The 22303-nt window shown below is 42.2% G+C and carries 23 protein-coding genes; 10 read left to right on the forward strand and 13 right to left on the reverse strand.

Annotated elements, in window-relative coordinates; genetic code table 11:
- Positions 1–216 precede the first annotated feature (216 nt).
- From ACIQXR_RS09735 to ACIQXR_RS09745, 3 genes are read right to left on the reverse strand one after another with little or no spacing between them, the layout of a single operon-like run.
- Complete coding sequence (locus ACIQXR_RS09735; RefSeq protein WP_402959326.1) at positions 217–1005, reverse strand: DUF4097 family beta strand repeat-containing protein; 789 nt, start codon at positions 1003–1005, stop codon at positions 217–219.
- The gene (locus ACIQXR_RS09740) at positions 998–1552 is read right to left on the reverse strand and encodes a DUF1700 domain-containing protein (RefSeq protein ID WP_403079875.1); all 555 of its coding nucleotides are present in this window, start codon (positions 1550–1552) and stop codon (positions 998–1000) included. The genes ACIQXR_RS09735 and ACIQXR_RS09740 overlap by 8 nt, the downstream gene beginning before the upstream one ends.
- Positions 1545–1868 carry a PadR family transcriptional regulator gene (locus ACIQXR_RS09745; RefSeq protein WP_402988908.1) on the reverse strand — a complete coding sequence of 108 codons (324 nt, stop codon included), beginning with the start codon at positions 1866–1868 and terminating at the stop codon, positions 1545–1547. Before ACIQXR_RS09745 ends, ACIQXR_RS09740 begins: the two co-directional genes overlap by 8 nt.
- A gap of 217 nt (positions 1869–2085) precedes the next feature.
- Here ACIQXR_RS09745 and ACIQXR_RS09750 point away from each other — a divergent pair, with 217 nt between their 5' ends.
- The gene (locus ACIQXR_RS09750) at positions 2086–3147 is read left to right on the forward strand and encodes a DUF2157 domain-containing protein (RefSeq protein ID WP_403079876.1); all 1062 of its coding nucleotides are present in this window, start codon (positions 2086–2088) and stop codon (positions 3145–3147) included.
- Positions 3137–3676: a GDYXXLXY domain-containing protein gene (locus tag ACIQXR_RS09755; protein ID WP_403079878.1), complete on the forward strand. Its 540-nt coding sequence runs from the start codon at positions 3137–3139 to the stop codon at positions 3674–3676. Before ACIQXR_RS09750 ends, ACIQXR_RS09755 begins: the two co-directional genes overlap by 11 nt.
- A gap of 69 nt (positions 3677–3745) precedes the next feature.
- Here ACIQXR_RS09755 and ACIQXR_RS09760 read toward each other — a convergent pair whose 3' ends face one another.
- Positions 3746–4228 (reverse strand): C40 family peptidase, encoded by a 483-nt coding sequence (locus ACIQXR_RS09760; protein WP_402871515.1) that lies wholly within the window; start codon positions 4226–4228, stop codon positions 3746–3748.
- Between the two features lie 247 nt (positions 4229–4475).
- On the opposite strand from ACIQXR_RS09760, the gene ACIQXR_RS09765 reads away from it, so the two are divergent.
- Positions 4476–4913 carry a DUF5391 family protein gene (locus ACIQXR_RS09765; RefSeq protein ID WP_402871517.1) on the forward strand — a complete coding sequence of 146 codons (438 nt, stop codon included), beginning with the start codon at positions 4476–4478 and terminating at the stop codon, positions 4911–4913.
- A gap of 84 nt (positions 4914–4997) precedes the next feature.
- On the opposite strand, the gene ACIQXR_RS09770 is transcribed toward ACIQXR_RS09765, so the two are convergent.
- From ACIQXR_RS09770 to ACIQXR_RS09785, 4 genes are all read right to left on the reverse strand, one after another.
- Entirely contained in the window at positions 4998–5270 is a 273-nt protein-coding gene (locus ACIQXR_RS09770) for a phage holin (RefSeq protein WP_402871520.1), read from the reverse strand.
- A gap of 184 nt (positions 5271–5454) precedes the next feature.
- Complete coding sequence (locus ACIQXR_RS09775; RefSeq protein WP_402988920.1) at positions 5455–6306, reverse strand: ABC transporter ATP-binding protein; 852 nt, start codon at positions 6304–6306, stop codon at positions 5455–5457.
- Positions 6303–6710, reverse strand: a complete 408-nt coding sequence (locus ACIQXR_RS09780; protein ID WP_402871525.1) for a GntR family transcriptional regulator — start codon at positions 6708–6710, stop codon at positions 6303–6305. The genes ACIQXR_RS09775 and ACIQXR_RS09780 overlap by 4 nt, the downstream gene beginning before the upstream one ends.
- Positions 6711–6734: 24 nt before the next feature.
- Positions 6735–7451 (reverse strand): hypothetical protein, encoded by a 717-nt coding sequence (locus ACIQXR_RS09785; RefSeq protein ID WP_402959334.1) that lies wholly within the window; start codon positions 7449–7451, stop codon positions 6735–6737.
- A gap of 204 nt (positions 7452–7655) precedes the next feature.
- Between ACIQXR_RS09785 and ACIQXR_RS09790 the strand changes: the two genes are divergently transcribed.
- Positions 7656–7892 (forward strand): hypothetical protein, encoded by a 237-nt coding sequence (locus ACIQXR_RS09790; protein ID WP_403079880.1) that lies wholly within the window; start codon positions 7656–7658, stop codon positions 7890–7892.
- 88 nt (positions 7893–7980) lie between these two features.
- On the opposite strand, the gene ACIQXR_RS09795 is transcribed toward ACIQXR_RS09790, so the two are convergent.
- Complete coding sequence (locus tag ACIQXR_RS09795; protein WP_403079881.1) at positions 7981–9168, reverse strand: LL-diaminopimelate aminotransferase; 1188 nt, start codon at positions 9166–9168, stop codon at positions 7981–7983.
- Between the two features lie 318 nt (positions 9169–9486).
- Between ACIQXR_RS09795 and ACIQXR_RS09800 the strand changes: the two genes are divergently transcribed.
- Positions 9487–10575 (forward strand): SPFH domain-containing protein, encoded by a 1089-nt coding sequence (locus ACIQXR_RS09800; RefSeq protein WP_403079883.1) that lies wholly within the window; start codon positions 9487–9489, stop codon positions 10573–10575.
- Positions 10572–11486, forward strand: coding sequence for a TIM44-like domain-containing protein (locus tag ACIQXR_RS09805; RefSeq protein ID WP_402871539.1), 915 nt, complete (start codon positions 10572–10574; stop codon positions 11484–11486). Before ACIQXR_RS09800 ends, ACIQXR_RS09805 begins: the two co-directional genes overlap by 4 nt.
- Positions 11487–11534: 48 nt before the next feature.
- Here ACIQXR_RS09805 and ACIQXR_RS09810 read toward each other — a convergent pair whose 3' ends face one another.
- The 4 genes from ACIQXR_RS09810 to ACIQXR_RS09825 form a co-directional block, all read right to left on the reverse strand.
- Complete coding sequence (locus tag ACIQXR_RS09810) at positions 11535–12704, reverse strand: MFS transporter (RefSeq protein ID WP_402871542.1); 1170 nt, start codon at positions 12702–12704, stop codon at positions 11535–11537.
- Positions 12705–12956: 252 nt separating this feature from the next.
- Positions 12957–14021 (reverse strand): C45 family autoproteolytic acyltransferase/hydrolase, encoded by a 1065-nt coding sequence (locus ACIQXR_RS09815; protein WP_402959884.1) that lies wholly within the window; start codon positions 14019–14021, stop codon positions 12957–12959.
- Between the two features lie 305 nt (positions 14022–14326).
- Positions 14327–14482, reverse strand: coding sequence for a hypothetical protein (locus ACIQXR_RS09820; protein WP_403079885.1), 156 nt, complete (start codon positions 14480–14482; stop codon positions 14327–14329).
- 27 nt (positions 14483–14509) lie between these two features.
- Positions 14510–17593, reverse strand: a complete 3084-nt coding sequence (locus ACIQXR_RS09825) for an efflux RND transporter permease subunit (protein WP_402988943.1) — start codon at positions 17591–17593, stop codon at positions 14510–14512.
- Positions 17594–17688: 95 nt separating this feature from the next.
- Between ACIQXR_RS09825 and ACIQXR_RS09830 the strand changes: the two genes are divergently transcribed.
- From ACIQXR_RS09830 to ACIQXR_RS09845, 4 genes are all read left to right on the forward strand, one after another.
- Positions 17689–18519, forward strand: coding sequence for a TetR/AcrR family transcriptional regulator (locus ACIQXR_RS09830; RefSeq protein ID WP_402871554.1), 831 nt, complete (start codon positions 17689–17691; stop codon positions 18517–18519).
- Between the two features lie 271 nt (positions 18520–18790).
- A complete protein-coding gene (locus ACIQXR_RS09835) occupies positions 18791–20191 on the forward strand; it encodes a hypothetical protein (RefSeq protein ID WP_403079887.1) in 1401 nt (466 codons plus the stop codon).
- 139 nt (positions 20192–20330) lie between these two features.
- Entirely contained in the window at positions 20331–20921 is a 591-nt protein-coding gene (locus ACIQXR_RS09840) for a TetR/AcrR family transcriptional regulator (protein WP_402959052.1), read from the forward strand.
- Positions 20922–21059: 138 nt separating this feature from the next.
- Entirely contained in the window at positions 21060–22280 is a 1221-nt protein-coding gene (locus ACIQXR_RS09845) for an MFS transporter (RefSeq protein ID WP_403079891.1), read from the forward strand.
- Positions 22281–22303 lie beyond the last annotated feature (23 nt).

Consider the following 22303-nt stretch of genomic DNA (forward strand, 5'->3'; position numbering starts at 1 on the left):
CTGCACCTGACGCAGTAGAAGACAAGTAAAGGCATCTAACTGATTGAGCTGTAATGCGTACTGAGCTTCCATGAACTTGTATATCCATCCCCAAGGATACAAGCCATTTTAACTAACGAATAACGACCAGATCAGTTGGGTGCTTTTGTCATGAACGGACAAACGTCCCCCGCCTGGCAGGATTCCTGCCAGGCGGGGGACGTTTGGGTTACTACATTATTTGGTCACTTCAATTTTGCCGTTGTTCGATTCTAGATCAACCAGATTTTCTCCCTTTCCAATGACCGTATTCCCCTCATATTTATCGAGGATATTGATGGTACCATTATCGACAGATACCTTGAAGGTTGTATTCGTCGGTTCTTTATCCGTTTTAATGATAATCTTTCCATTGTCGCTCTCTAATTGAATGTTCCGATCTAAATCCTTTGTAACGAGCGATATCTTACCATTATTTGAGGAGCCCTTGAGATTGCCCTCTACATCATTAAGGTCCAACCTGCCATTTGCACTTTTTGCATCAATGTTTTCAGCTACAATCTTATTTAATTCAATCCGTCCATTATCCGTTTTCACTTTCAAATCCTTTATTTCCAATTCTGATATTTTCATCTTTCCATTATCATTATCGAAGACAAAGGAATCATACGACTTTTGCGGGACATATACGTATAAATGAGAGGATTGAAAGTTAAATCCAATGCTGAAGAGGTTAGGTTCCTTCAATCTAATGGTCAGCTTCTTTCCTTCCACGTCGGCAGCTAAATCCAACTTAGACACATCCACGCCTTTTGTGACAAGCTCCACTTTAATCTCTGTATCCGAAGTCGGAAGAACTTCTACCGTTGCATTATCCGAACGGACCTCGATATCCTTTACCATTTCGGCACTCACCTTTTTCTCTGTCGTAATCTCATCATGATTGGTTTGTGAATACGTAAAGAGACTGCCGATACCGCCAACGATCAATAGAAACAACGCAAGGATTGATAATTTTTTACCCATGCTTCACACCACCCTTTACAAGAGACACGTTAAATTTTAAGTAACGAATAAATCCTTTAGTAAGAGCTTTTGTTGCAATGAACATCCCCATGGCGATGAATATTCCGATTCCACAAATACCAAGTGAAGCAAACAAATCAAACAATCTAAATTCACCCATGAACAGATTAATAAGGATGCTAAGTGGAGCGAGGATGAACCCTAAAGATGCTACCCATCCCGAAAACACGACGCCCACCAGTGCAATGAAAGGCCCGAGGACAATCACAATATTGAAGAATCCCAATCCAATCACGGCCCATACTGCCCGTAAGATGTTTCCCGTGGAAGTCGTTTGTTGAACCATATCAAGATGGTAGGATGCCAGAAGCTCCTTGGCTATTTGTTTTGGGTTTCCTAGGGACGCTGAGATTTCCTGCTCCGACTTTCCCTTTTCCATTCCAATTGTGAAGTACTCTTCGTAATCTTGCAGGATATCCTGCCTTTCTTCTATAGAAAGCCTCTTTAGGGAAGCTTCCAACTGCTTTAAAAATTGTTCTTTATTCATTTGCGACACCTTCCTCGATTAATTGATTGACTCCATTAGAAAATTCATTCCACTCTGTCAGCAATTCGTGAAGGTATTCCCGCCCTTTATCAGTCAACTTGTAATACTTACGTGGTGGACCCTCTGATGATTCTTGCAAATATGTCGTAAAGTACTCTTCCTTCGTCAATCTTCGTAACAGTGGATAAACCGACCCTTCCGATATTTCAATCTGGTCTGAAATCTTCTGAACTAGCTCGTAGCCATATCGATCTTGCTTATCAAGCAACACCAGTACGCATAGCTCCAAGACGCCCTTCTTAAACTGTACATTCAATGCACCATCACTCCTTTCTGATATGTCTCGGTACTATTTAATGAATAGTACCTGACAGCGAATAATACATCTTATTCAATAATTTACCACATGCTACTGTTTAATGCAAGGTACTGTGGAAATTATTTTGTTAATTTTTTCAAGTTGTTTTTTCTTCTTACTTCATCTTCCCCGATTCAATCCGTATAATAGAAGGATATGGAAAGGGGGAATTGATTTGGTCAAAAAAGAAATAACCAAAAAGCAGTTTGAATTTCTTGAACAAGAATTTACCTACCTGCAAAATGGCGGGACCATTTCCGAGGAAGAGAAGAAAAAGATGTTAGCTTCCTATCATGTGAAGGCCTCTTTAAGTTTCGTCTCCATCCTATTAGCGATTGGAGCCGTCCTTTTAGGGCTTGGCGTCTTAACATTCGTGGCCAGCAACTGGATGTATATAAGTAAAGGCGTTAAATTCCTATTGATCATCGCCTGTTTGATTGGCGTGAATGTTGCCGGGGTCAGGTGGGAGACACGCTTTCCAAAAACCTCCCGAAGTCTGCATTATGTCGGGATTCTCATATTTGGAGCAGGTATATTTTTAGTCGAGCAGATGTTTAACATCAGCATCAATTTTAACAGTTCCTTTTTGTTATGGGGGATTGGAGCCATCTGCATCGGATATTACCTAAAGGACACCATTGTCCTCCTATTCACTTCATTTTTACTTTTCGTTTACCTTAATGGCAGCATCTTTCTTGATGAAACGTCTTATCCGCTGGCCATTATCATCCTTCTACCGGCGTTATATTTTCTAGTAAAGCAACTCAACTATCCTAGGTTTCTATCCTTTATCGTTAATGGCTTAACGATCAATGCCCTCATCCTTTTTCTCATGGAATTCGTACCTAAGCTAGTGGAGGGTAACGGGGATACCATCATTCTCTCGATTCTTTTTATCGTAGGAATCCTGCTCGCTTACATTCGCGTTCCAGTTAAGTTGCAGAGAATCACACATATTCAAGGACATCTCCTCCACGGGATTGCGGCTATCTTCTTAACTTACGAGCTTGCCATATGGTTTCCTTTAGCTTATTTTCTTTTTCTCCTTTACCTGATACAAAAAGGAAGCTTGACCAGTATCGTGATCATATGTGCATTGATATTCAGGTACTATATCGATTCCTTTGAATTCCTGCCGAAGTCACTGACCTTCATCATCGGAGGCCTCCTGCTCCTTGTGTTTGGCTTCTTCTTTGAAAAACAACGCCAAAAAGGAGGGGAATCCATTGAATCGTAATAAATTTTTGCGCCCGCTCATCGTATTCGCCATTCCTGTTTTGATTCTTATAGCCCTGGCCGTTCCACCCGTCTGGACAACTTTGTTTGGTGAAGAAATCAAAATCCGAACGGCTCCGATCGATCCGACGGACTTATTCAGGGGAAGCTATGTAGCATTAGGATATGAGATAGAATCCGTCACGCTCGACCAACTTGATGAGACGGTGAAAACTGATTTCCACAGTAAGAATGTCGGAGATTACAAAAGTGTATATGTTTCATTAAAACAAGACAGTAATGGGCATTACGGCGTCCACCATGTATCGAAGGAAAAACCGGATGAAGACATGTATCTCAAAGGAAAATTACAAATCCCCTATGATTTACAAAGGGCCTCGTCCATTCACATTAAATATGGCTTAGATAATTATTACGCTCCTAAAGACAAGGCATCGGAACTGGAAATGTCCGCTGCTACAAAAACGGCCATGGCCGTGGTGAAAGTGAAGAACGGAAATGCGGTATTGCAGGAAATCATCGTACCGTGATTACACATGCGAAAAGCATAGGAGGCATCGAATGAGATGCTTCCTATGCTTTTTTTTGGCAACATTATTTTATTTGATGAGCCTTTTAGCCCCGATATAGCGATCCTTCCAATACTTGTCGCTCATCTTCACGACCTTCACGCCTTTTGTGGTCGTTCCGACAAATGTACCGTTCCCATTATAAATGCCGACGAAGGAAACCTTGCCTTTCTTGCTACCGGTCGCATAAAACACCAAATCACCTGTTTTTAAGTTTTTCTGTTTTACAGCCTTTCCTTTCTTATACTGTTCCGCACTGGTTCTTGGAATTTTCATGTCTGTCGCCGCTTGTTTATAAACATATTGAGTGAGTCCACTTGCATCGAATCCTTTTGGTGTCGTTCCGCCATATTTATAAGGGCTTCCCACTTGTTTTGCTGCTACTGCAGCCACTTCGTCTCCATAATTAATGGACGCCGAAGCATTGGCCGGACTGAAAACGAAAGCTACCAACAATGCGGCAAGTGCAAGTACGGCCACAAGCCATTTTGAAACAGGTAATCTAAGACTCATCTTTTTTCTCCCCCAATCTGTAAATGAAACACAATTTTAAATATATGAAGTACATTCGCTTTCATTCCTTGATTCACCTTTTTTTCAAAAAAAAGCTTTGTATTGAGGATGAACTCTACAATCCAGACAAAAACTTAGAAACTTCTTAGATCAAATATAAAAAACGACGCTGTTAAATTATGTTAAATTAAGTATAATCATGTATGAACCATTGTAAGTAATTTCAATAATAGACTGGGGGTTTTTTATGAGGAATAAAAAGAAAATAATCATCATGACATTATTTTCAGCTTTGCTGTTCTGCATGGTCATCGTTTTGAGTTCTCTTTCACCACTAGCGGATACAGGTAAAAATGCGAATCAATTTAATTCTATCGGGATGTGGCTTTCCATTGCGATGATGCTGGTACTGTATTTCGTCCCATTGCTCCTGTATGTTATCGGCTTGGAGTGGATGAAATATGTAATGGCCGTATTCTGCTCATTATCCTTACTGTCTTTGTTACCCATGATCGGCATAGTCGTATTTCTTGGTGTAATGGAAGGCTTCACTTCATCACTCATCGGCGTGGTCATCGTCAGTGGGATGAATGTACTCATCAATACAATCTGGTTCTTCACGGCATTCTCTAAAGGAAGCAAGACTTCCATTGGAGGAAGTTTGAAAAATCCTATTCAAAATTAAAAAAAGAAACCAGATATCACCGTTCCATAGATAGGTGGTGATATCTGGTTTCTCCGCTTTCTTTGATTCAAGAAGGATGATCTACTATTTAGGTTTCTCGTATTTCTTAGCCTCATCACTGTCGCTCATGCCTTGTGTCGTATGGTCAATTACGCCGCCGATTCCAAAAAACGTAAGCGCAATGAAATTAATGATCCCCATAGCCCCGTTCAATGCATCATCGGTGATGGTAAAGCCAATCGGGTGTATAAAGTTATTGATAAACGCAGCAACCATCTGCGTTACCATCAAAACACCTGGCAAAAATACAGTAAAAATAAACGTAGGATTTTTAAAACGAACTTTCCAGTTAATCAATTTTCTCTATCCCCTATTATCAGTGCCGTCCACACTACAATGGTACGAACTTGCTATATCATATGCTGCTTGTCCTTTTAGCGTTCGAGAAATTCATGCCCCCCTAGAAAATCCCTTAGACCAAAAAAAGGAGATCCATCCAAAGACAGAACTCCCTTTTAAATCCTTATAGCATCACCACACCTCACTTTAACAAATAGGTGACGGCTTCCTCTAGTTCAACAAATTCATCCGTATGCCACTGCATGTTTTCCTTTTGAAAATACGCTTCTGTTTCGAGTGGCAAATTAGACGTAATCATCCGCAATCCCTTTCTTTCTATTTCCCCTGGAATGGAGAATGCCGGCAGATCCTCTGTTAACCAATACCGTTTATATTGCTGTCCCAACTGATCCTTTTCGAAATGACCGATGAGCTGGCCGTGATTCATGAAAATCAGGTAATCAGCAAGTTTGCGGATGTCTTCCATTTGATGGGTCGAAAAGAAGATGGTTTTCCCTTCCCTCTCCATCCACTTAATCAAAAAATTCATGTATCGCTGTTTTGAGATGATGTCCATAGAAGCCGTTGGCTCATCCAGGATCAATAGTTCGGCATTTCTTGCTAAAGTCAGCGCAGCTATTAGCTTTTGTTGATTTCCCTGAGACAACTTTCCATACTTCTTATTCAGGGGGACCTCGAAGGTTGTGATCACCTCGTCAAACAATACCTTATCCCAAGTGGGATACCATCTAGAAGATAACCGCAGTAATTCATGCCCCGTAAACGAATCGCAGCCAATCAAAGCTTGCGGCTGATAAGCGACTTTTTGTTTCCAGGCTTCATCTTCCTGCTTCGTATTCTTCCCAAAAATGATAATATCACCAGCATCTTGTCGCGCCAATTGCATGACCATCTTCAGCAGTGTACTCTTCCCGGCGCCATTATTCCCAATCAAGGCTGTCACGGTACCTGGCTCTAGCGTCAGATCAATCGGTCCCAACGAAAAGTCCTCGATTTTCTTTTTGACAGAATGAATCTCAAGCGACGTTGTCATGGTTTCCCCTCTCCTTTTTCCGTTTTGAGCTCTTCTATTAAACCCGTAAAAATCTCCTCAATTTCCTTGAATGAATAGTTTTGTTGAAGTGCAGCTTCAATGCTATTTTTCATGGCTTCCTGGACTGATTTTATTTTCACACTGCGGAGTAGGCTTTCCTCAACGTCTGCCACGAACGTCCCTTTTCCCTGGATTGTTGTGATAAAGCCTTCCGTTTCTAAATCTTGATAAGCTCTACGGGTCGTGATGGCACTGACTTCCAGATCTTTAGAAAGCATCCTGATCGATGGCAAAGGTGAACCCGAAGACAGCTGTCCGCTTGCTATCAAAGCTTGGATTTGAGCCGTTATCTGATGATAAATGGGGATTCTTGATTCTTTTGATAAACGAACCGGCAGCTCCACTTTACTTCTCCTCCCTATATATCATTATTTTAGATAATCAATTTGGAACATTTTCTTTTTCATATATCGCTTCCAGAAGTAATAGCCCCCGACCGTTACGACTGCCGAAATGAGAATCGACCCGATCGCGAAGTTCTTAGCGGCTTCCATCGCCCAACCGACAACTCCCCTATCTGTTTTCAAGGATAACCACACGAGCACGGACGTCACTCCACCATAAAAGACTACACTATATATACCTAACTTAATCGGGGTGATTCGTTCCCCTACATCACTTGCTGCAAAAACGAAAGAGGACGAAACACCAAAAGCCAGCCAGATAATCGAGAAGGCAACATACTCCAAAACAACCATGGATTCTAGAAGTCTTGGAGTAAATAATAACAAGAACAAAACCTGGAAAGGCAGACTAGGGAACAGCATGTGAACAAACCGGCTTTTAATCAATACTTCCTTTTCGATAGGAAACATATTTAACATCATGAAAAACGGGGACACCCAAACATCTCCCTCCACCTTTTGAAGCTGCAATTCTTTCGGCCTTACCATGAAGGCCACACAACCAAATGACAATATAAAACCAATGTCGGTCAAAAGTGATGGTGCCTGTGTCTCCACTTCCAAAACCCATGAATAGGAAGCAGCCAGTACAAACAGTGCAAAGAATAAACATAGCGTGCCGAACCAAGATTTCCTCCATTCGATACTTGCGAGCCAAAAAGCATCTTTCCATGTATTCATCATCTAAACTCCTCTCAAATTGTTATGGTGTTTATATCTATATACACACTATATGTTAAATACATACAATTATCAACCATAAAAGTAATTTATAGGTAAAAAAACTGATAGGCTCATAGAAAAGCTTAATCCCTTAGCACTTGTATATGGGAATTTTTGAAACCTTTCTAACAGGGTAGCCGTAAATAAAATAGGAGGTGTACCATGAAAAAGTATGCGATATTCATATTGAGCTTCTTGTTTCTCTTTACCTTGCTACACATTTCAGCAGGTCTATTATTAACCGCTACATACACTCCCAATCCCACCAACGCACAACTGAGCCTCCCATTAACCCAGGAAGTGACTTTTGGTGACCAGTCACAAATCCCGACTTTATTGATTGCAACAGTAGCGGCCACTTTAGCTTACCTAGTCCCAACGAAATGGGGAAAGAATTAAATAACAAGAAAAGACCGTTCAACTATATGAACGGTCTGGAAATACCTAATCCGAAATAACAAATGACATTAGGCTTAGGATCTTCCATCTAATCCTGCGCCACTATTCGATGGTCTATCAAAAACGCCCCTATCCGTTCGGCCGCTTCTGTCAATCTCTCAACCGGCTGGACAAGGGCCATTCGAACATATCCTTCACCCTGTTTTCCAAAAGCATCTCCTGGGACCACGGTTACACCCGCCTTTTCAATCAGTTTATAGGCAAAGTCGCGTGACTTCCATCCAGCCGGAATGCGGGCCCAAATGAACATTGTCGCAGCAGTTTTCGGCACGTGCCAACCGGATTTTGCGAGACCCGATATCAAGGCGTCACGACGGGCTTCATATACGTTCACCTGATCGGACAACAAGGAAAGGTTGGAGGTAAGTGCCATTTCGGCCGCCTTTTGAATCGGGTAAAAGACCCCATAATCGATATGGGACTTCAAAGTCCCTAAGATGTTCAGTACTTCTTGATTTCCGGCTGCATACCCAATACGGCAGCCGGCCATATTGAACGTTTTTGAAAGCGAATTGAACTCGATTCCAACCTCCTTTGCACCCGGGATGGATAGGAAGCTGATCTGAGGATGATCATCGAAAATCAGTTCTGAATAGGCAAAGTCATGTACGACCAGAATGTCGTTCCTGTTTGCAAAGGAGACGACCTCGGCAAAAAAGGTTTCATCCGCAAGGGCCGTGACTGGATTTCCTGGATAACTAAGAATCATCAGCTTCGTCTTGGCCAAGATATCTGCCGGAATATCACTCAGCTGGGGCAGAAAATGATTCTCTTGCGTAAGCGGCATCGGATAGATCACGCCACCTGCAAGATTCACACTTGCTTCATATATCGGATAGCCCGGATCGGGCACCAACACATAATCGCCCGGGTCAATCATCGCAGTCGCCAAATGGGCAAGTCCATCCTGCGATCCCATCAGCTGCAATACTTCCGTATCCGGCTCAAGATGCACCCCGTAACGCTGTTCATAAAAAGAACAAACAGCATCATGGAATTCCGGTATTCCCTTCAACGTATACCCGTATGCAGTTGGATCTTTTGCATACTTTACAAGTGTATCTCTTACAAAGTCCGGCGGAGGCATATCCGGACTTCCGACACTCAAATCAATAACATCCTTGCCTTCCCTCAACGCCTTTTGTTTACGGTTCGCCAGCTCCGAAAAGATTCCCGTTTCGAAATTCCCTACTTTTGCAGATGGAGTAATTTTCATGATAATTCCCCTTCACCTCGTGTTTTTTATCTAGTGCTTTAGTAAATGTCCTGTTCCTAGCTTGTCAGCTATATAGGTGGAATTTGTTCTTTACGTTATCTAAACAGTTCGTGGTTTCGTTCACGAATCCCTCCAAAACCTTCATTATGAAAGGATATCTTGAATATTGAACAAACCAACAGGTAGACTCATAGATTCCCCTTAATCATTTACACCATTTACCATTTATTATAAAATGTAATGGGAAATATTATCAATATATGAATATATATAGAAATGCAATCGGGACGTACTACATGTTGAAATGAGGATGACACTATGGGTTTTAAGGATTTTATAGGTAAACAATTTCTTGATATTATCGAATGGGAAGACGCCACCAACGATACCTTGGTCTATAAGTTCCCCATGAAAGATAACGAGATTCAAAATGGGGCACAGTTGACCGTACGCCCAGGCCAAAACGCCGTTTTCGTTGAGGAAGGAAAAGTGGCTGATGTATTTAGCGAAGGAATGTATAAGCTTGAGACGAAGAACCTCCCTATCTTAGCAGACATTAAAGGCTGGGCTTTCGGATTCAAATCCCCGTTCAAAACCGATGTGTACTTTGTAAACACCAAAAAATTCATCGATCAGAAATGGGGGACATCCAACCCGATTTGGATTAATGATCCAAAGTTTGAACAAGTGGAAGTCAAGGCCTTCGGGACCTTTGGTTTTCGGATTGAAGACCCCAAGATGTTCATTCATACCGTCAGTTCCACAAACAAGATCTATAAGTTGAATGAACTAAAAGGGCAATTGAAGGAATATGTCTTAAGCGAATTCTCCAATGTCGTTGCCAAACAAGGTGTGACGATCACCGAGTTATCCCAGAACTATCGAGTGATGAACGATGCGATGAAACAGGAACTGGAAAACGAATTCACGGATATGGGACTTGAAATCGTTTCCTTTACCGTCACCAACATTTCCTTGCCGGAAGATTTAACGAAGTTCTTGAAAGAAAGAACGCGCATTAACATGATGGGTGGCATGAACAACTACAAAGATGTCAGAAAGCTTGATGCCTTAGAGAATGTTTCTGAAAAGGAAGGCTCTGCCGGTGATATGATGCAAGCCGGGATGGGACTTGGTGCCGGCCTCGGTTTTGGGCAACTCATTTCCCAATCTCTTCAAGGTGGAAACCAGAACAATGAACCATTGCACACGGAGAAAACGGCACCGTCTGAACAAACCGAAAAGTGTCCTGAGTGTAATCATGACAATCAAAAAGGCGCAAAATTCTGTGGCAATTGCGGAACGAAAGTAGAACGAAAGGCTGTTGCCGCCTTTTGTACGGAGTGTGGCCATCCCAATACGCCGAATTCTAAATTCTGTGCAGAATGCGGGAATAAACTAAAATGATGAAGAAATGGAACATTCACTTGATCATCACAATGCTTTTCGGTTTCACCTCCCTCCTCATCTTTCCCGTCGATGTAACACTAGCCGATGTAGGGAATGGTGTATCGCATAATGAGGAACCGGAAGACGAATTCGTCAATACTTCCACGACTTCAGGGGAAGGCATCGACTTATGGTTTTTGTTTTACTTTCTAAAAAAATATCCCGTATTGGGAGTCATTTTGATCATCGCTTTCTTTGCCTATAAAAAATTCGGTAAAAGCAGCCAACAAACACAACGAAGAGGCACCACATCCAATAGGAATACCGTAAAAAGCCCAGAGCCTGCCTACCGGCCTGTAGACGCTAATCTTGCAGGATTGAAATCGAAAGATCCTCTGTTTCATGATGAAGTGTTTTTATCGAAAATCAATAATATGTTTCTCCAATTACAGCAAGCTTGGATGGAGAAACAGTGGAACAGTATCCGACCGTTTGAAACGGATCCATTATTCAATATGCATAACCGGCAATTACAGTCCTATATTGACCAGCATAAAACGAATGTGGTCGAAAATATCGCCATCCTTGAATCGAAAATCGTTCGCTATGAAAATGACGGATCCAATGACGAACTCGATGTATATATCAAAGCCCGGATGAATGATTACGTAATCGATGATCACACCAAGAAAGTCCTCAAAGGCAATCCTGACCGGGATATTTACATGTCTTATATCTGGACACTGATCCGGAAGGAAACCGTATTGACCGAGACTCAAAAAGAGAAATATGATGTGACGCAATGTCCAAACTGTGGGGCGAATGTCAGTATCAATGCATCCGGACAATGCGAATATTGCGATAGCGTAATTTCAAGCGGGGAATATGATTGGGTGCTCTCCAAGATCAAAGTCATCAGCCAAAAATAAAAACGAGTAGGAATTTCCTAACTCGTTTTTTCTTATTTATGTTCTTGATTAGATGCTTGTTTCCACTGATCGTTTCCTTGCATGGAACACTTGATAAAGGACCAATGCAAACAGTGATAGGATCGCACCGGATATAAAAGGTAAACCGATGGAGATGGAGAATAACCAACCACCTATAGGAGGGCCCGCAATCCTTCCGAATGAATCAAAGGAAGAAAGTAAGCCCGTGACCCCACCATGGCCGGATGTTGAACTTTTAGTGACCAGTGCCGAGATGGCAGGGCGGATGACACCGTTCCCCAATCCGAAAATCGTCAGGAAAATCGCCGATGTCCAGAAATTAGTCGAGAACAAGATGAGCACAAATCCAATCGCCGATACGACAATTCCGATTCGAATGACGTTTCCTTCCCCGAACTTCTTGGTCATCGGTCCGATTAATCCACCTTGAACAATCGCACTACCGAATCCCATGATCATAAAGATATAACCTAATTGAACAAGACTTATATCAGCCTTTTGGGCTGCAAAATAAGCAAACGTCGTCTCTAAGCCCGCCATGGAAAGGGTAATGATCAATTGCAGAATAAACAGGACGCTCATCGGACCTTTAAAGGATTTCCACATGGACACCTTTTCTTCCGTCCGGTGGGATCTTTTTTCTTCAGTAAGCGATTCTTTCAGTAATATCATGACTAATATGAGGGTAATGATGGATGAAATGCCGGCGATGTAAAACGGCATATTCAAACTCGTCTCCGAGAATATCCCACCAATGGCCGGACCGAATATGAAGCCAAGTCCTGTAGCGGCCCCAATGATTCCCATCCCTTTTCCCCGTTCTTCAGGTGTCGTAATATCTGCTACGTATGCCATGGCAGTTGGCATATTCGCTGAAGATAAGGCACCCCCGATAATCCTGGCGATGAATAACACCAGTAAAGAATCCGCCGATGCCATGATGAAAAATGAAACAGCCAAGCCTGCGATCCCGATCATCATAACCGGCTTCCGGCCAATCCGGTCAGATACGCGGCCCCACATTGGTGCGAATATCAATTGCATGAACGAATAGACAGCCATCAAAAGACCAAGCTCTGTCGGGCTTCCTCCCACTTTTTCAGCCAGGAAAGGCATGACGGGAATGATGATTCCAAACCCAACCATGACTAAAAACATCACTAAGAAAAGAACGGGTAATACCTTTTTTGTTTCCATGATTTATCTCCCTCTATTCCCCATTTGGTAGAATCTTCTGTTAGATTTTATATGTATCCACTTTACCATCCATTCTATTATACAACTATCCCTTTACACAGCATTGTTTCATACTATGTTCATTCGTTTTAATCTAATAATGATGTCGTCATCCCTACATATTATCCCTCATCATGTAAAAATACACTCAATTTTGGAGACACGAATAAATAAAGAAGCCCAATCCAAAGATCGAGCCTCCATTATCCACTCTTACTCACGGAACCAATTCGCCCCTTCATCCATATGTACAAATGGTATGGTGGTATCAATCACACCCATGATTCTTTCTTTTTCAATATCTTCTCCTGCAAGCCATTTTGCAAAGTCCAAAACCGTAGGCTCTTGATTGCCGCCCAGTGCAATCCATGCTTTCATTTCACGCGGCAAATAAACCGACGTATGGATCGTCCCAGCCCAGCTGCTATACAAATCGGAAAAAACACCCTGATTGGTGTCGTTAAACAAACGAAATGCTTCATATGTATCCGAAATACTATCCTGTTGTTGATGGATAGTGTCCAATCTCCGTTTCGAATCCACAAGATGATGACGGTTTTCATGCTTCAGGATCTCAAAATGATTGGTGCAGGCAGTCGCTGTCCGGACCTCCACATTTCTTGGGGACGTTTCTATTATAAAGCTCTTCCCGCTTCCATCATGAACGACATAGGTGAATGAATGTCGATGCGGAATTTCCTTCAGCATCGCAACGGCTTCCTCGACATTTGCACAAGACTCCAATATCAATCGGCCAATCATGCAGCAAATGAATCCATCGCCGGGATTTTTCCGATTCATGAAATTATATCCCATCGATAGCCCTTTTTCGTTCATCCCATCCATCCGTCCAGTCCCGCGTTGGCTCGGACCGATGCTCGCATACCCCTGGTCCGTCGGCTGGAATAGCACATAACGTCCCTCATAGGTTTTCGGATGGTAATCATAATTACGCACCAAATACGAATCGCCTGTCATGATCGAACAACCTGATCGAACATAATCCAATCTATAGCCGCCGAACTCCTGGAGAACACGTTCGATTGGCCATTTTAATGCTTCTTGGAACCCGAGTATTTCTTCCCATACGCCAGGTGCAAATGAAGTAATTGCATTTTTGACCTCTTCCTCTTCAACCGTAAAACGTGGCTGCCTTACTTTCCACTGATCTTCACGATTTTTAACAGTGAGGGAATCCTTTAACTTTTCCCCCTGCATGAATCCAAAGTCATAATGCGTACCCCTAAATTGTAGTATTTCACTGTATAGGTGCTTCACGAATTATCCCTCTTTTATCCTAGTGGTTATCTCCCATTAAGAATACTCGATGTATAGTTGAAAATAAAGAAACTAATGCTTTTTATTTAGAAATTACTCACTGATTCGGTGGGATATGGTTTTAAAACCATTCAAAGGGATGATGGCCTCTATGAGAATGACCCCTATTAATATAACAAGTGGCGTGGAAATAATTCTGTAAATGTAAGAGTATTTCGGTATAGTAAAAAAAAAGGTTACTATGAATCTGAAGGAGATGACTATTTATGGCTTGCCCAATAACGATTTATAAAAATGATAAGCTTTTATTTGAAGCCATCCGTTTTCTGAGCGCGGACCATTTCCTTAGCATTATGATTAGCCGTTACCAACTCTTCTTCTAGAAAAGGGACTGTAGCAATACTTTCATTGAGGTCGGCACCGATAATATCTCCTGGAATGCCGCAAAAAAAGCCCTGCAAGATGATTTTCATCCTGCAGGGCTACTATTAGTTTTCGTCTATTTCATTACGTTTTTTCTTGAATAGTTTCGATAATACTTCGTAAACGATTGGAACGATAAGCAATGTTAATAGCGTTGAACTTGCTAATCCACCAATTACAGTAATACCAAGGCCTTTTGATATTAAACCGCCGCCGCCTGAGCCAAATGCTAATGGCATTAATGCTCCGATGGTTGCAATGGCCGTCATCAGGATTGGACGGAGTCGTGTTGCGCCAGCTTCTAGAATGGCTTCACGCATACTCATACCATCTCGTTCCATATGAATGATCCGGTCTACAAGTACGATGGCATTTGTTACAACGATACCAATTAACATGAGAAGTCCCATCATGACCGATACCGAGATCGTTTCACCAGCGATTAATAAACCTACAAACGAACCAATGACCGTAAACGGTAAGGAGAACAGGATAGCAAATGGTGCGACACCCTCACGGAATGTGACAACAAGGATGAAGTACACGATTGCGATTGCTGCGATCATGGCTAAACCAAGTTGGGTAAATGTTTCTGACATATCCGCTGCTACACCGGCTACACCGATTGTCACGCCTTTTGGTAAGTCTAATTTATCAATGTCTTCATCTATTTCAGAAGTAGCCTTTGAAATATCTTTATCTGTGATGGTTCCTGAAACAGTGGCGTAGTATTCACCTTTACTACGGGCCAATGTATTCAACGTGGTTCCTTCTTTAACCGTGACCAATTCAGAAAGTTTCATCGTCGTACCTGTTGCGGTTGGTACTTTTTTATCTAACATATCATCAATTGATTTTGGCTGTTCGTCTTGATCTTGCTGAACGATGACTTCTACTGACTCACCGTCTTTTTCAATGGTTGTTAATACTTCTTCTTGGGTAGAAGGGCTTAACATCCCAATGATTTGAGCTGTAGTTAATCCATACTTCAATAATTCATCTTGTTCTACTTTGAATGTATATTCCACATAGGCATCCTCTGTACTAGAAGAAACGTCCTTTAAGCCGTCATTTTTCTTCATAACGCCTTCTACTGTTTTTACCGCGTCATTTAATTTACCTAAATCTTCACTGTAGAACGTGTAGCTGACTTCATCACTCGCCACAGACATAGACGAGAAGTTCTGGCTCTTCCATTCGCCTGATTGACCAATATTGAAGACATATTCTTCAATCTCTTCCCGTACTTCCGGGAAGTTTTTCATGTCTGGGTCAAAGATCAGGTACATGAGGGCACCGCTTCCGCCCCCGCCCATCATTGCGGCCATGGAGTCGCCATCCTCTGTTACGGATAACTGAACAATATCAATCTCGTCACGTTTCAGTAACTTCTTTTCCACCACTTCAAGGTTCGCTAATGTTTCTTCTTTGAGCTCCCCTGGTTCTGGTGTGTAGGTTAAGTACATCACTTTTTCTTCTTCGCTACCTAAGAAACTAAAACCGATTAATGGCGTTAACGCCAAACTGCCGGCTAATAGAACCACAGATATGATGGAAGTGATCACTTTATGATTCAATGTCCATCTAAGAACACGTTTGTATCCCTTAGCTAATTTGCCAAGCTCTTTATGATTACTCTCGGTCTTCTCACCATATAATTTTTTCTTAAATAAGAAGTGAGATAATGCCGGCACAATCGTTATGGCAACGACTAACGAAGCCAAAAGGGCAAATGTCATGGTTAATGCAAATGGCGTGAACAGTTCGCCTACCATACCGCCAACGAAGATAAGCGGAGCGAATACCGCAACCGTTACTAATGTTGATGACATGATTGGCTTGAACATTTCGATTGTCGCTTCTCGCACCAATGCACGACCCGTTAATTTTTCATCTTTCAAATGCATGCGTCGGTAAATATTTTCAACAACAACGATCGAGTCATCGATTACACGTCCGATGGCAACCGTAATCGCACCCAATGTCATGATATTTAATGTGATTCCCAGGCCATTTAAGATTAGGAAGGCCATAAAGATTGAAACAGGAATCGAAATGATCGAAATGATCGTCGATTTAATGTCCCTTAGGAATAAAAGGATGATTAATATCGCAATTAAACCGCCGAATAGCGCTTTTTCTATCATCGTCGAAACGGATTCCTCAATTGGTTCCCCTTGGTCAAGACTGACATCGACAACTAGGCCATCAATCTTTTTCTCTTCTTCTTTAATTAGATCTTTTACATCGTTAACCACGTCAACTGTGTTTGCTTCCTGCCCTTTGACAATTTGAATGGCAATCGCATTTTCACCGTTCGTACGTGATACGGATTCTTCTTTCCCAACTAGCTCAACTTTAGCAATATCGCTAAGTTTCACAAAAGGTGCTGGATTGCTAGCTGATGGTGTTACAGGAATAAGCATTCCCTTCAATTCTTTAGCTGTCATGAACTTACCGTCTACTGAAACGGCCTGTTCCCCTTCTTCGAATTCGTAAAGGCCTAATGATACAGCTAAATCACTTGCCTGAATCATTTCCTTTACCTTATCTTCCGTAAGGTCCAGTTTAGCCATTTTTGCTTCGTCATACGTTAATTCAACTTCTTCTATATGCTGGCCAGTGGTAGTGGCCGAAGCAACCCCGTCGATTTTCTCGATTTTTGGAAGTAAACTATCTTCCACGGTTGACGTTAATTCAACAATATCCTCTTTTGTACTGCTTACACTCAATGCCATAACAGGCATCATGTTTAAGCTGATGGCTGTAATCGTCGGCTCTTCCGCTTTCTCCGGTAACTTTACTCCGTCAATTGCCGATTCAAGAGCACGCTTCGCCTCATCCATATCGATCCCATATTCATATTCCACTTGAATATTGGACATATTGGAATACGAATTGGAATAAACGGCTTTCACGTCCTCAAGCCCTTCAACCGCTTCCTCTAATGGTATCGAGACCTCATCCATCACTTTCTCTGGAGTAGCACCAGGATATACACCCATCACCGTTAAATAGGGAATTGTAATATCCGGGATTGTCTCCGTTTTCATTTGCGTACCCGAATAAATACCAGATACCGTAATAATAATTGTAAGGAGCCACACTGCTAGTTTATTCCTTAGAACAAAATTGACTAAACCTCTCACCTTTACACCTACCCTTAATTGACTTATCAAACATATTTACTTATACTAATGACTAATTAGTCATTTGTCAACAATATGACCTAGGAGCGAATGGAATGATTAAAAAGGAACTCATAATGGAAACGGCCATCGAACTCTTTGCAAAACAAGGGTTTAACGCTACCTCCGTACAGCAAATCACCGATCACTGCGGCATTTCAAAGGGTGCCTTTTATTTATCTTTTAAATCCAAAGATGAATTGATTATAGCGCTAGTCGATTATTTTATGATACAGCTCGTCTCAGATATTGACCACGTAGTCAAAAACACAGCAGATGAAGACCTTTTATATGAATTTTTCTATACCTCATTTAAATCTTATCTGAACCATACAGACTTCGCTAAGATTATTTTTAAAGAACAAGCACAATCATTAAATGAAGAGCTCATAACACGAATTCAACACTATGAAAGAATCAATGAAACGAGTATCCTCTCATTGGTTGAACGACTATATGGGGACGATATCATTCAAACAAAATATGATTTAACCTATTGTATAAAAGGATTCTTGCAACAGTATGCTGTTTTATTTTTATTCTATAATATACCGTTGGATTTAGTCCGACTCTCGCAATCTCTTGTGGAAAAAACGAATATACTGGCAAGGCATTCAACCATTCCTTTTATTTCACAAGAATTGACGGAAATAATCAGTCCTGTCATGTGCGAAGAAATGACAAAGGAACAGCTACTCGATCTTATGGATAATAAGATTGAGGAAATCGAAGAGTCCATTGAAAAAGAATCCTTACTCCTGCTCAAGGAGCAACTGATTGAACAAACTTTCGGACCGGCCATCATAAAAGGATTGCTCGAGAACCTTCACGCTCATCCACATTGCAAGTACCTAGCTTATTTACTACGCCAATATTATAATTTTTAACTCTAAAGAAGGGGAGAAGGCTTTGAATTAAGCTTTCTGCCTTTTTTCTATGCACTTACTCTTTATATTCATCCTTAGGTACAATTATTATCACCCTCCATTTATTTTATCATGTGTTTCTAACTTTCTTTCATTTGAATGTTCTCATTCTTGTCTTTTTTTCAACAATTGCTTGGACAGCTTTCCAACAAGTCCGATTTATGACTTTTTTTAAAACAACTCACCATTTGGGCTCCCCTTCATAATCTGTATCAGGAAGATTTTGAGGGAGATGGATTATGGGATGGGATTGACGGCTCTCCATTGGATTTATGTTTTATTCATCGTGTTGATCATCGGGTTTATGGTAAAGCGTCGGGATACCACCCTCATTTGCATCGTTGGCATCTTCATTTTGGCGCTCGTCTCTACAGGCAGTTTGGCTTCCTCCATCAGTGGCGTATTCAATAGTTTCGCTTTCGCCATTACCGAGTTAATGTCGACCATTTTAATCATTTCCATCATTGTTGCCATGAGTACAGTCTTAACGAAATCAGGTATCAATGATGTCATGATTGCACCTTTTGCTAGATTCATTAAAAACCCCACACTCGCTTTTTGGGTGATTGGAATCGTCATGATGGGCATCTCCTGGTTTTTCTGGCCATCCCCTGCCGTCGCTTTGCTTGGTGCCGTGCTGCTACCGGTAGCATTGCGGGCCGGATTGCCTGCACTAGGCGTAGCGATGGCGATGAATTTATTTGGCCACGGCATTGCGCTTTCGGGTGATTTCGTCATTCAAGCGGCACCAAAACTCACGGCTGATGCGGCTTCGATTCCGGTCGGTGACGTCATTTCAGCCAGCATCCCGCTCGTCATCACAATGGGCGTCGTGACCACGGTTTCAGCGTTCATCTTCTTGAAGCGGGATATGCGGCTTGGTCGCATTCAGCCTACCGTACAGGAAACACTCGACGAAGACCAGGATGGGATGAATGAAGAGTTACTTACGATAGGACAGAAGAGGTTTTTTGCGATATTCATTCCATTGGCCTTTTTACTGGATGTCGTCGCTCTTTGGCTTCTGAAATTACAAGGCGGCGAAGCAACAGCATTGGTTGGCGGAACCGCCGTTTTTATCTTGCTGATCTTATCTCTCGTGGCCCATGGCCATCTTGGCCTTGAAAAATCAACGAGCTACTTGATTCAAGGGTTCCAATTTGGCTTCAAGGTTTTCGGTCCGGTCATCCCGATTGCCGCTTTCTTCTATTTGGGCGATTCCGGCTTCACTAAAATCATCGGGGACTACTTACCGAAAGCCTCTCTCGGTATCGTCAACGATTTGGGCGCAGCACTCGCCGCCTCGGTTCCGTTGACGAAAGAGATAGCCGCCGTCACACTGACAGGCATCGGTGCGATTACCGGCTTGGATGGTTCCGGGTTTTCAGGTATTTCCCTAGCCGGTTCGGTCGCAAATCTATTCGGGACGGCGATTGGAAGCGGTACTGCGACGTTGACTGCCCTCGGCCAAATCACGGCAATCTGGGTCGGTGGCGGTACCTTGATTCCATGGGCACTTATCCCAGCGGCGGCCATTTGTAACGTCAGTCCCTTCGAATTGGCCCGCCGAAACTTGCTTCCGGTATGCATCGGTTTATTCGTGACGACGATTGTTGCGATGTTTTTGATTTGATCACTATAACTAATCCAGTGCGCCTCCATTTAATGCGCGCTGGATTTTTGAATAACAAAACATCATTGACAATTATAGGAAATTACGATAGTTTAATTATAGACCGAACGTTCAGTTTATCATTGGAGGCTTATCTGACATGAAACAACAAAGTACCCCCTCTCCCACTAAGCTTAAGATAGCTAAAGAAGCAGAAAAATTGTTTGCCCAAAAGGGTTACGCCGCTACGTCAATGGAAGACATCACAAACGTCTCCGAAAGCAGTAAAGGGAGCATTTATTATCATTTCAAAAGCAAGGAAAAACTTTTCTTGTACATCGTCGAGAATAACGCCGACGAGTGGAAGCGCGCCTGGAACATCAAGCAAAAGAACTACCGCACGAGTGTAGAGAAATTATATGCATTGGCAGACCATTATCTTGAAGATCTGCAAAGTCCATTAATTAAAGCCGCTGAGGAATTTGGCGGAAGTGAAACGGCTGACCCTGAGATTTTTGCGCATATTTTAGAAATTTATCGCAGTCAGTATTATGACACGTATGAAGCCGTCATTGACCAGGGAATTAAAGAAGGGGCGTTCATCGAAGATAATCCCAAAGACCTTATGTACATTCTCTTTGGCATGCATGCCGGATTACATGCCACCTATTACGAGATGGAATTTCCTGAAATCAGGAGACTATATCACAAAAGCGTGGACGTCTTTTTAAAAGGCATTTCGAAACACTAGAGGAACAAACATCCCTTTCTTATCCTTTTCCCAAGAAAGGATGTTCCTCGATTATTTAACGATAGTCCTGTAGAACGATTTTTTTTAGGAATTTATTAAACCGAACGGTCAGATTAATTAAGAAGGAGCTGCCTGTGGATGAACCAATTATTGAAAAATAAGGTTTTCTGGATCATGTTGAGTTCGGATATGCTTGATCAAATCAGCATATGGATTCGAAATATGGCCGTTTTGTTTTACATTATCGAAAAAACGAATCAGGATCCGGTCGCGATATCCCTTATCACTGTCATCGAGTACGCCCCCATCTTCTTATTTTCCTTTATAGGCGGAACCTTTGCCGACCGTTGGAATCCAAAGAAGACGATCATTAGCGGCGGGCTGCTCAGCATCGTTTCGATTCTGATCATTTTAGGTTTCATCTCATTCGGGATGTGGGAAGCCGTTTTCTTTGCCACATTCGTCTCAGCAATCGTCTCTCAATTTTCACAACCTTCTTCCGCGAAGATTTTCAAACGGCACATCCCTGAAAATCAAGTCGGTTCGGCGATAGGCATCGTGCAAAGCCTAGGTTCCCTGTTCTTGATTCTGGGACCCATCATCGGTACGGCTGTCTATTCGAATTTTGGCATTTCGGTTTCCCTTTCCTTGTTAATTCTTACATTTGGATTATCCACGGTCATCACGCTCTTTTTACCGAAGGATGCCAAAAAGGAAAAACAGGCTGACTCGACGATCGTTACAGAAATTAAACAAGGCTTTCACTATGTACTCCATAATCACAATTTGAAAAGAATCGCCCTGACCTTTTGTTTCTTGGGTCTTGGAGCAGGCCTGGTACAACCGCTCGAGGTTTTTCTGATCACGGATAGGCTACAATTGCCAAAAGAAGCCCTTCAATGGTTATCCGCTGCAGCAGGGGCTGGTTTACTGATTGGGGGAATCATCGCGGCCACTTTAGTTAATCGTCTTCATGTGAGGGTGACGTTTGTTGGTACGTTTTTATTATTAGCCCTCTCCACCGTTATCGAAGTACTGTCCACTTCCTTTATTTTAACGGCATCGATGAGATTCATCACCGCCTTCATGATGGCATTCATGCAAATACTCTTAAGCACCATGATGATTAAACTTGTGGAAGAAAAATTCATCGGCAGGACAAATGGCATCATCACGCCCATCTTCATTCTATTTCTCTTAATTGGAACGGCTTCATCCGGTCCATTGCTGAAAATAACTTCGCTATTCACGGTTTTTAGTTTATCCGCTATCACCGTTGCTCTGGCAGCTATCCCGGCGTTGGGCATGTCGGTCCCATCACATACTGAAAATAAAGAGGAAAGAATCAAGACTTTGTAAGGTTTTAAAAAAAACATCCCCGC

It is taken from the genome of Peribacillus sp. NPDC097224 (genome assembly GCF_044761985.1).
GTDB lineage: Bacteria > Bacillota > Bacilli > Bacillales > DSM-1321 > Peribacillus.

Bases quoted from the DNA above. Each gene is read 5' to 3' on its own strand.
- ACIQXR_RS09775 (WP_402988920.1), bottom strand. From the start codon at position 6,306: ATGACAACGTCGCTTGAGATTCATTCTGTCAAAAAGAAAATCGAGGAC.
- ACIQXR_RS09740 (WP_403079875.1), bottom strand. From the start codon at position 1,552: ATGAATAAAGAACAATTTTTAAAGCAGTTGGAAGCTTCCCTAAAGAGG.
- ACIQXR_RS09830 (WP_402871554.1), top strand. From the start codon at position 17,689: ATGATTAAAAAGGAACTCATAATGGAAACGGCCATCGAACTCTTTGCA.
- ACIQXR_RS09795 (WP_403079881.1), bottom strand. From the start codon at position 9,168: ATGAAAATTACTCCATCTGCAAAAGTAGGGAATTTCGAAACGGGAATC.
- ACIQXR_RS09845 (WP_403079891.1), top strand. From the start codon at position 21,060: ATGAACCAATTATTGAAAAATAAGGTTTTCTGGATCATGTTGAGTTCG.
- ACIQXR_RS09765 (WP_402871517.1), top strand. From the start codon at position 4,476: ATGAGGAATAAAAAGAAAATAATCATCATGACATTATTTTCAGCTTTG.
- ACIQXR_RS09790 (WP_403079880.1), top strand. From the start codon at position 7,656: ATGAAAAAGTATGCGATATTCATATTGAGCTTCTTGTTTCTCTTTACC.
- ACIQXR_RS09785 (WP_402959334.1), bottom strand. From the start codon at position 7,451: ATGAATACATGGAAAGATGCTTTTTGGCTCGCAAGTATCGAATGGAGG.
- ACIQXR_RS09810 (WP_402871542.1), bottom strand. From the start codon at position 12,704: ATGGAAACAAAAAAGGTATTACCCGTTCTTTTCTTAGTGATGTTTTTA.
- ACIQXR_RS09735 (WP_402959326.1), bottom strand. From the start codon at position 1,005: ATGGGTAAAAAATTATCAATCCTTGCGTTGTTTCTATTGATCGTTGGC.
- ACIQXR_RS09835 (WP_403079887.1), top strand. From the start codon at position 18,791: ATGGATTATGGGATGGGATTGACGGCTCTCCATTGGATTTATGTTTTA.
- ACIQXR_RS09800 (WP_403079883.1), top strand. From the start codon at position 9,487: ATGGGTTTTAAGGATTTTATAGGTAAACAATTTCTTGATATTATCGAA.
- ACIQXR_RS09840 (WP_402959052.1), top strand. From the start codon at position 20,331: ATGAAACAACAAAGTACCCCCTCTCCCACTAAGCTTAAGATAGCTAAA.
- ACIQXR_RS09760 (WP_402871515.1), bottom strand. From the start codon at position 4,228: ATGAGTCTTAGATTACCTGTTTCAAAATGGCTTGTGGCCGTACTTGCA.
- ACIQXR_RS09805 (WP_402871539.1), top strand. From the start codon at position 10,572: ATGATGAAGAAATGGAACATTCACTTGATCATCACAATGCTTTTCGGT.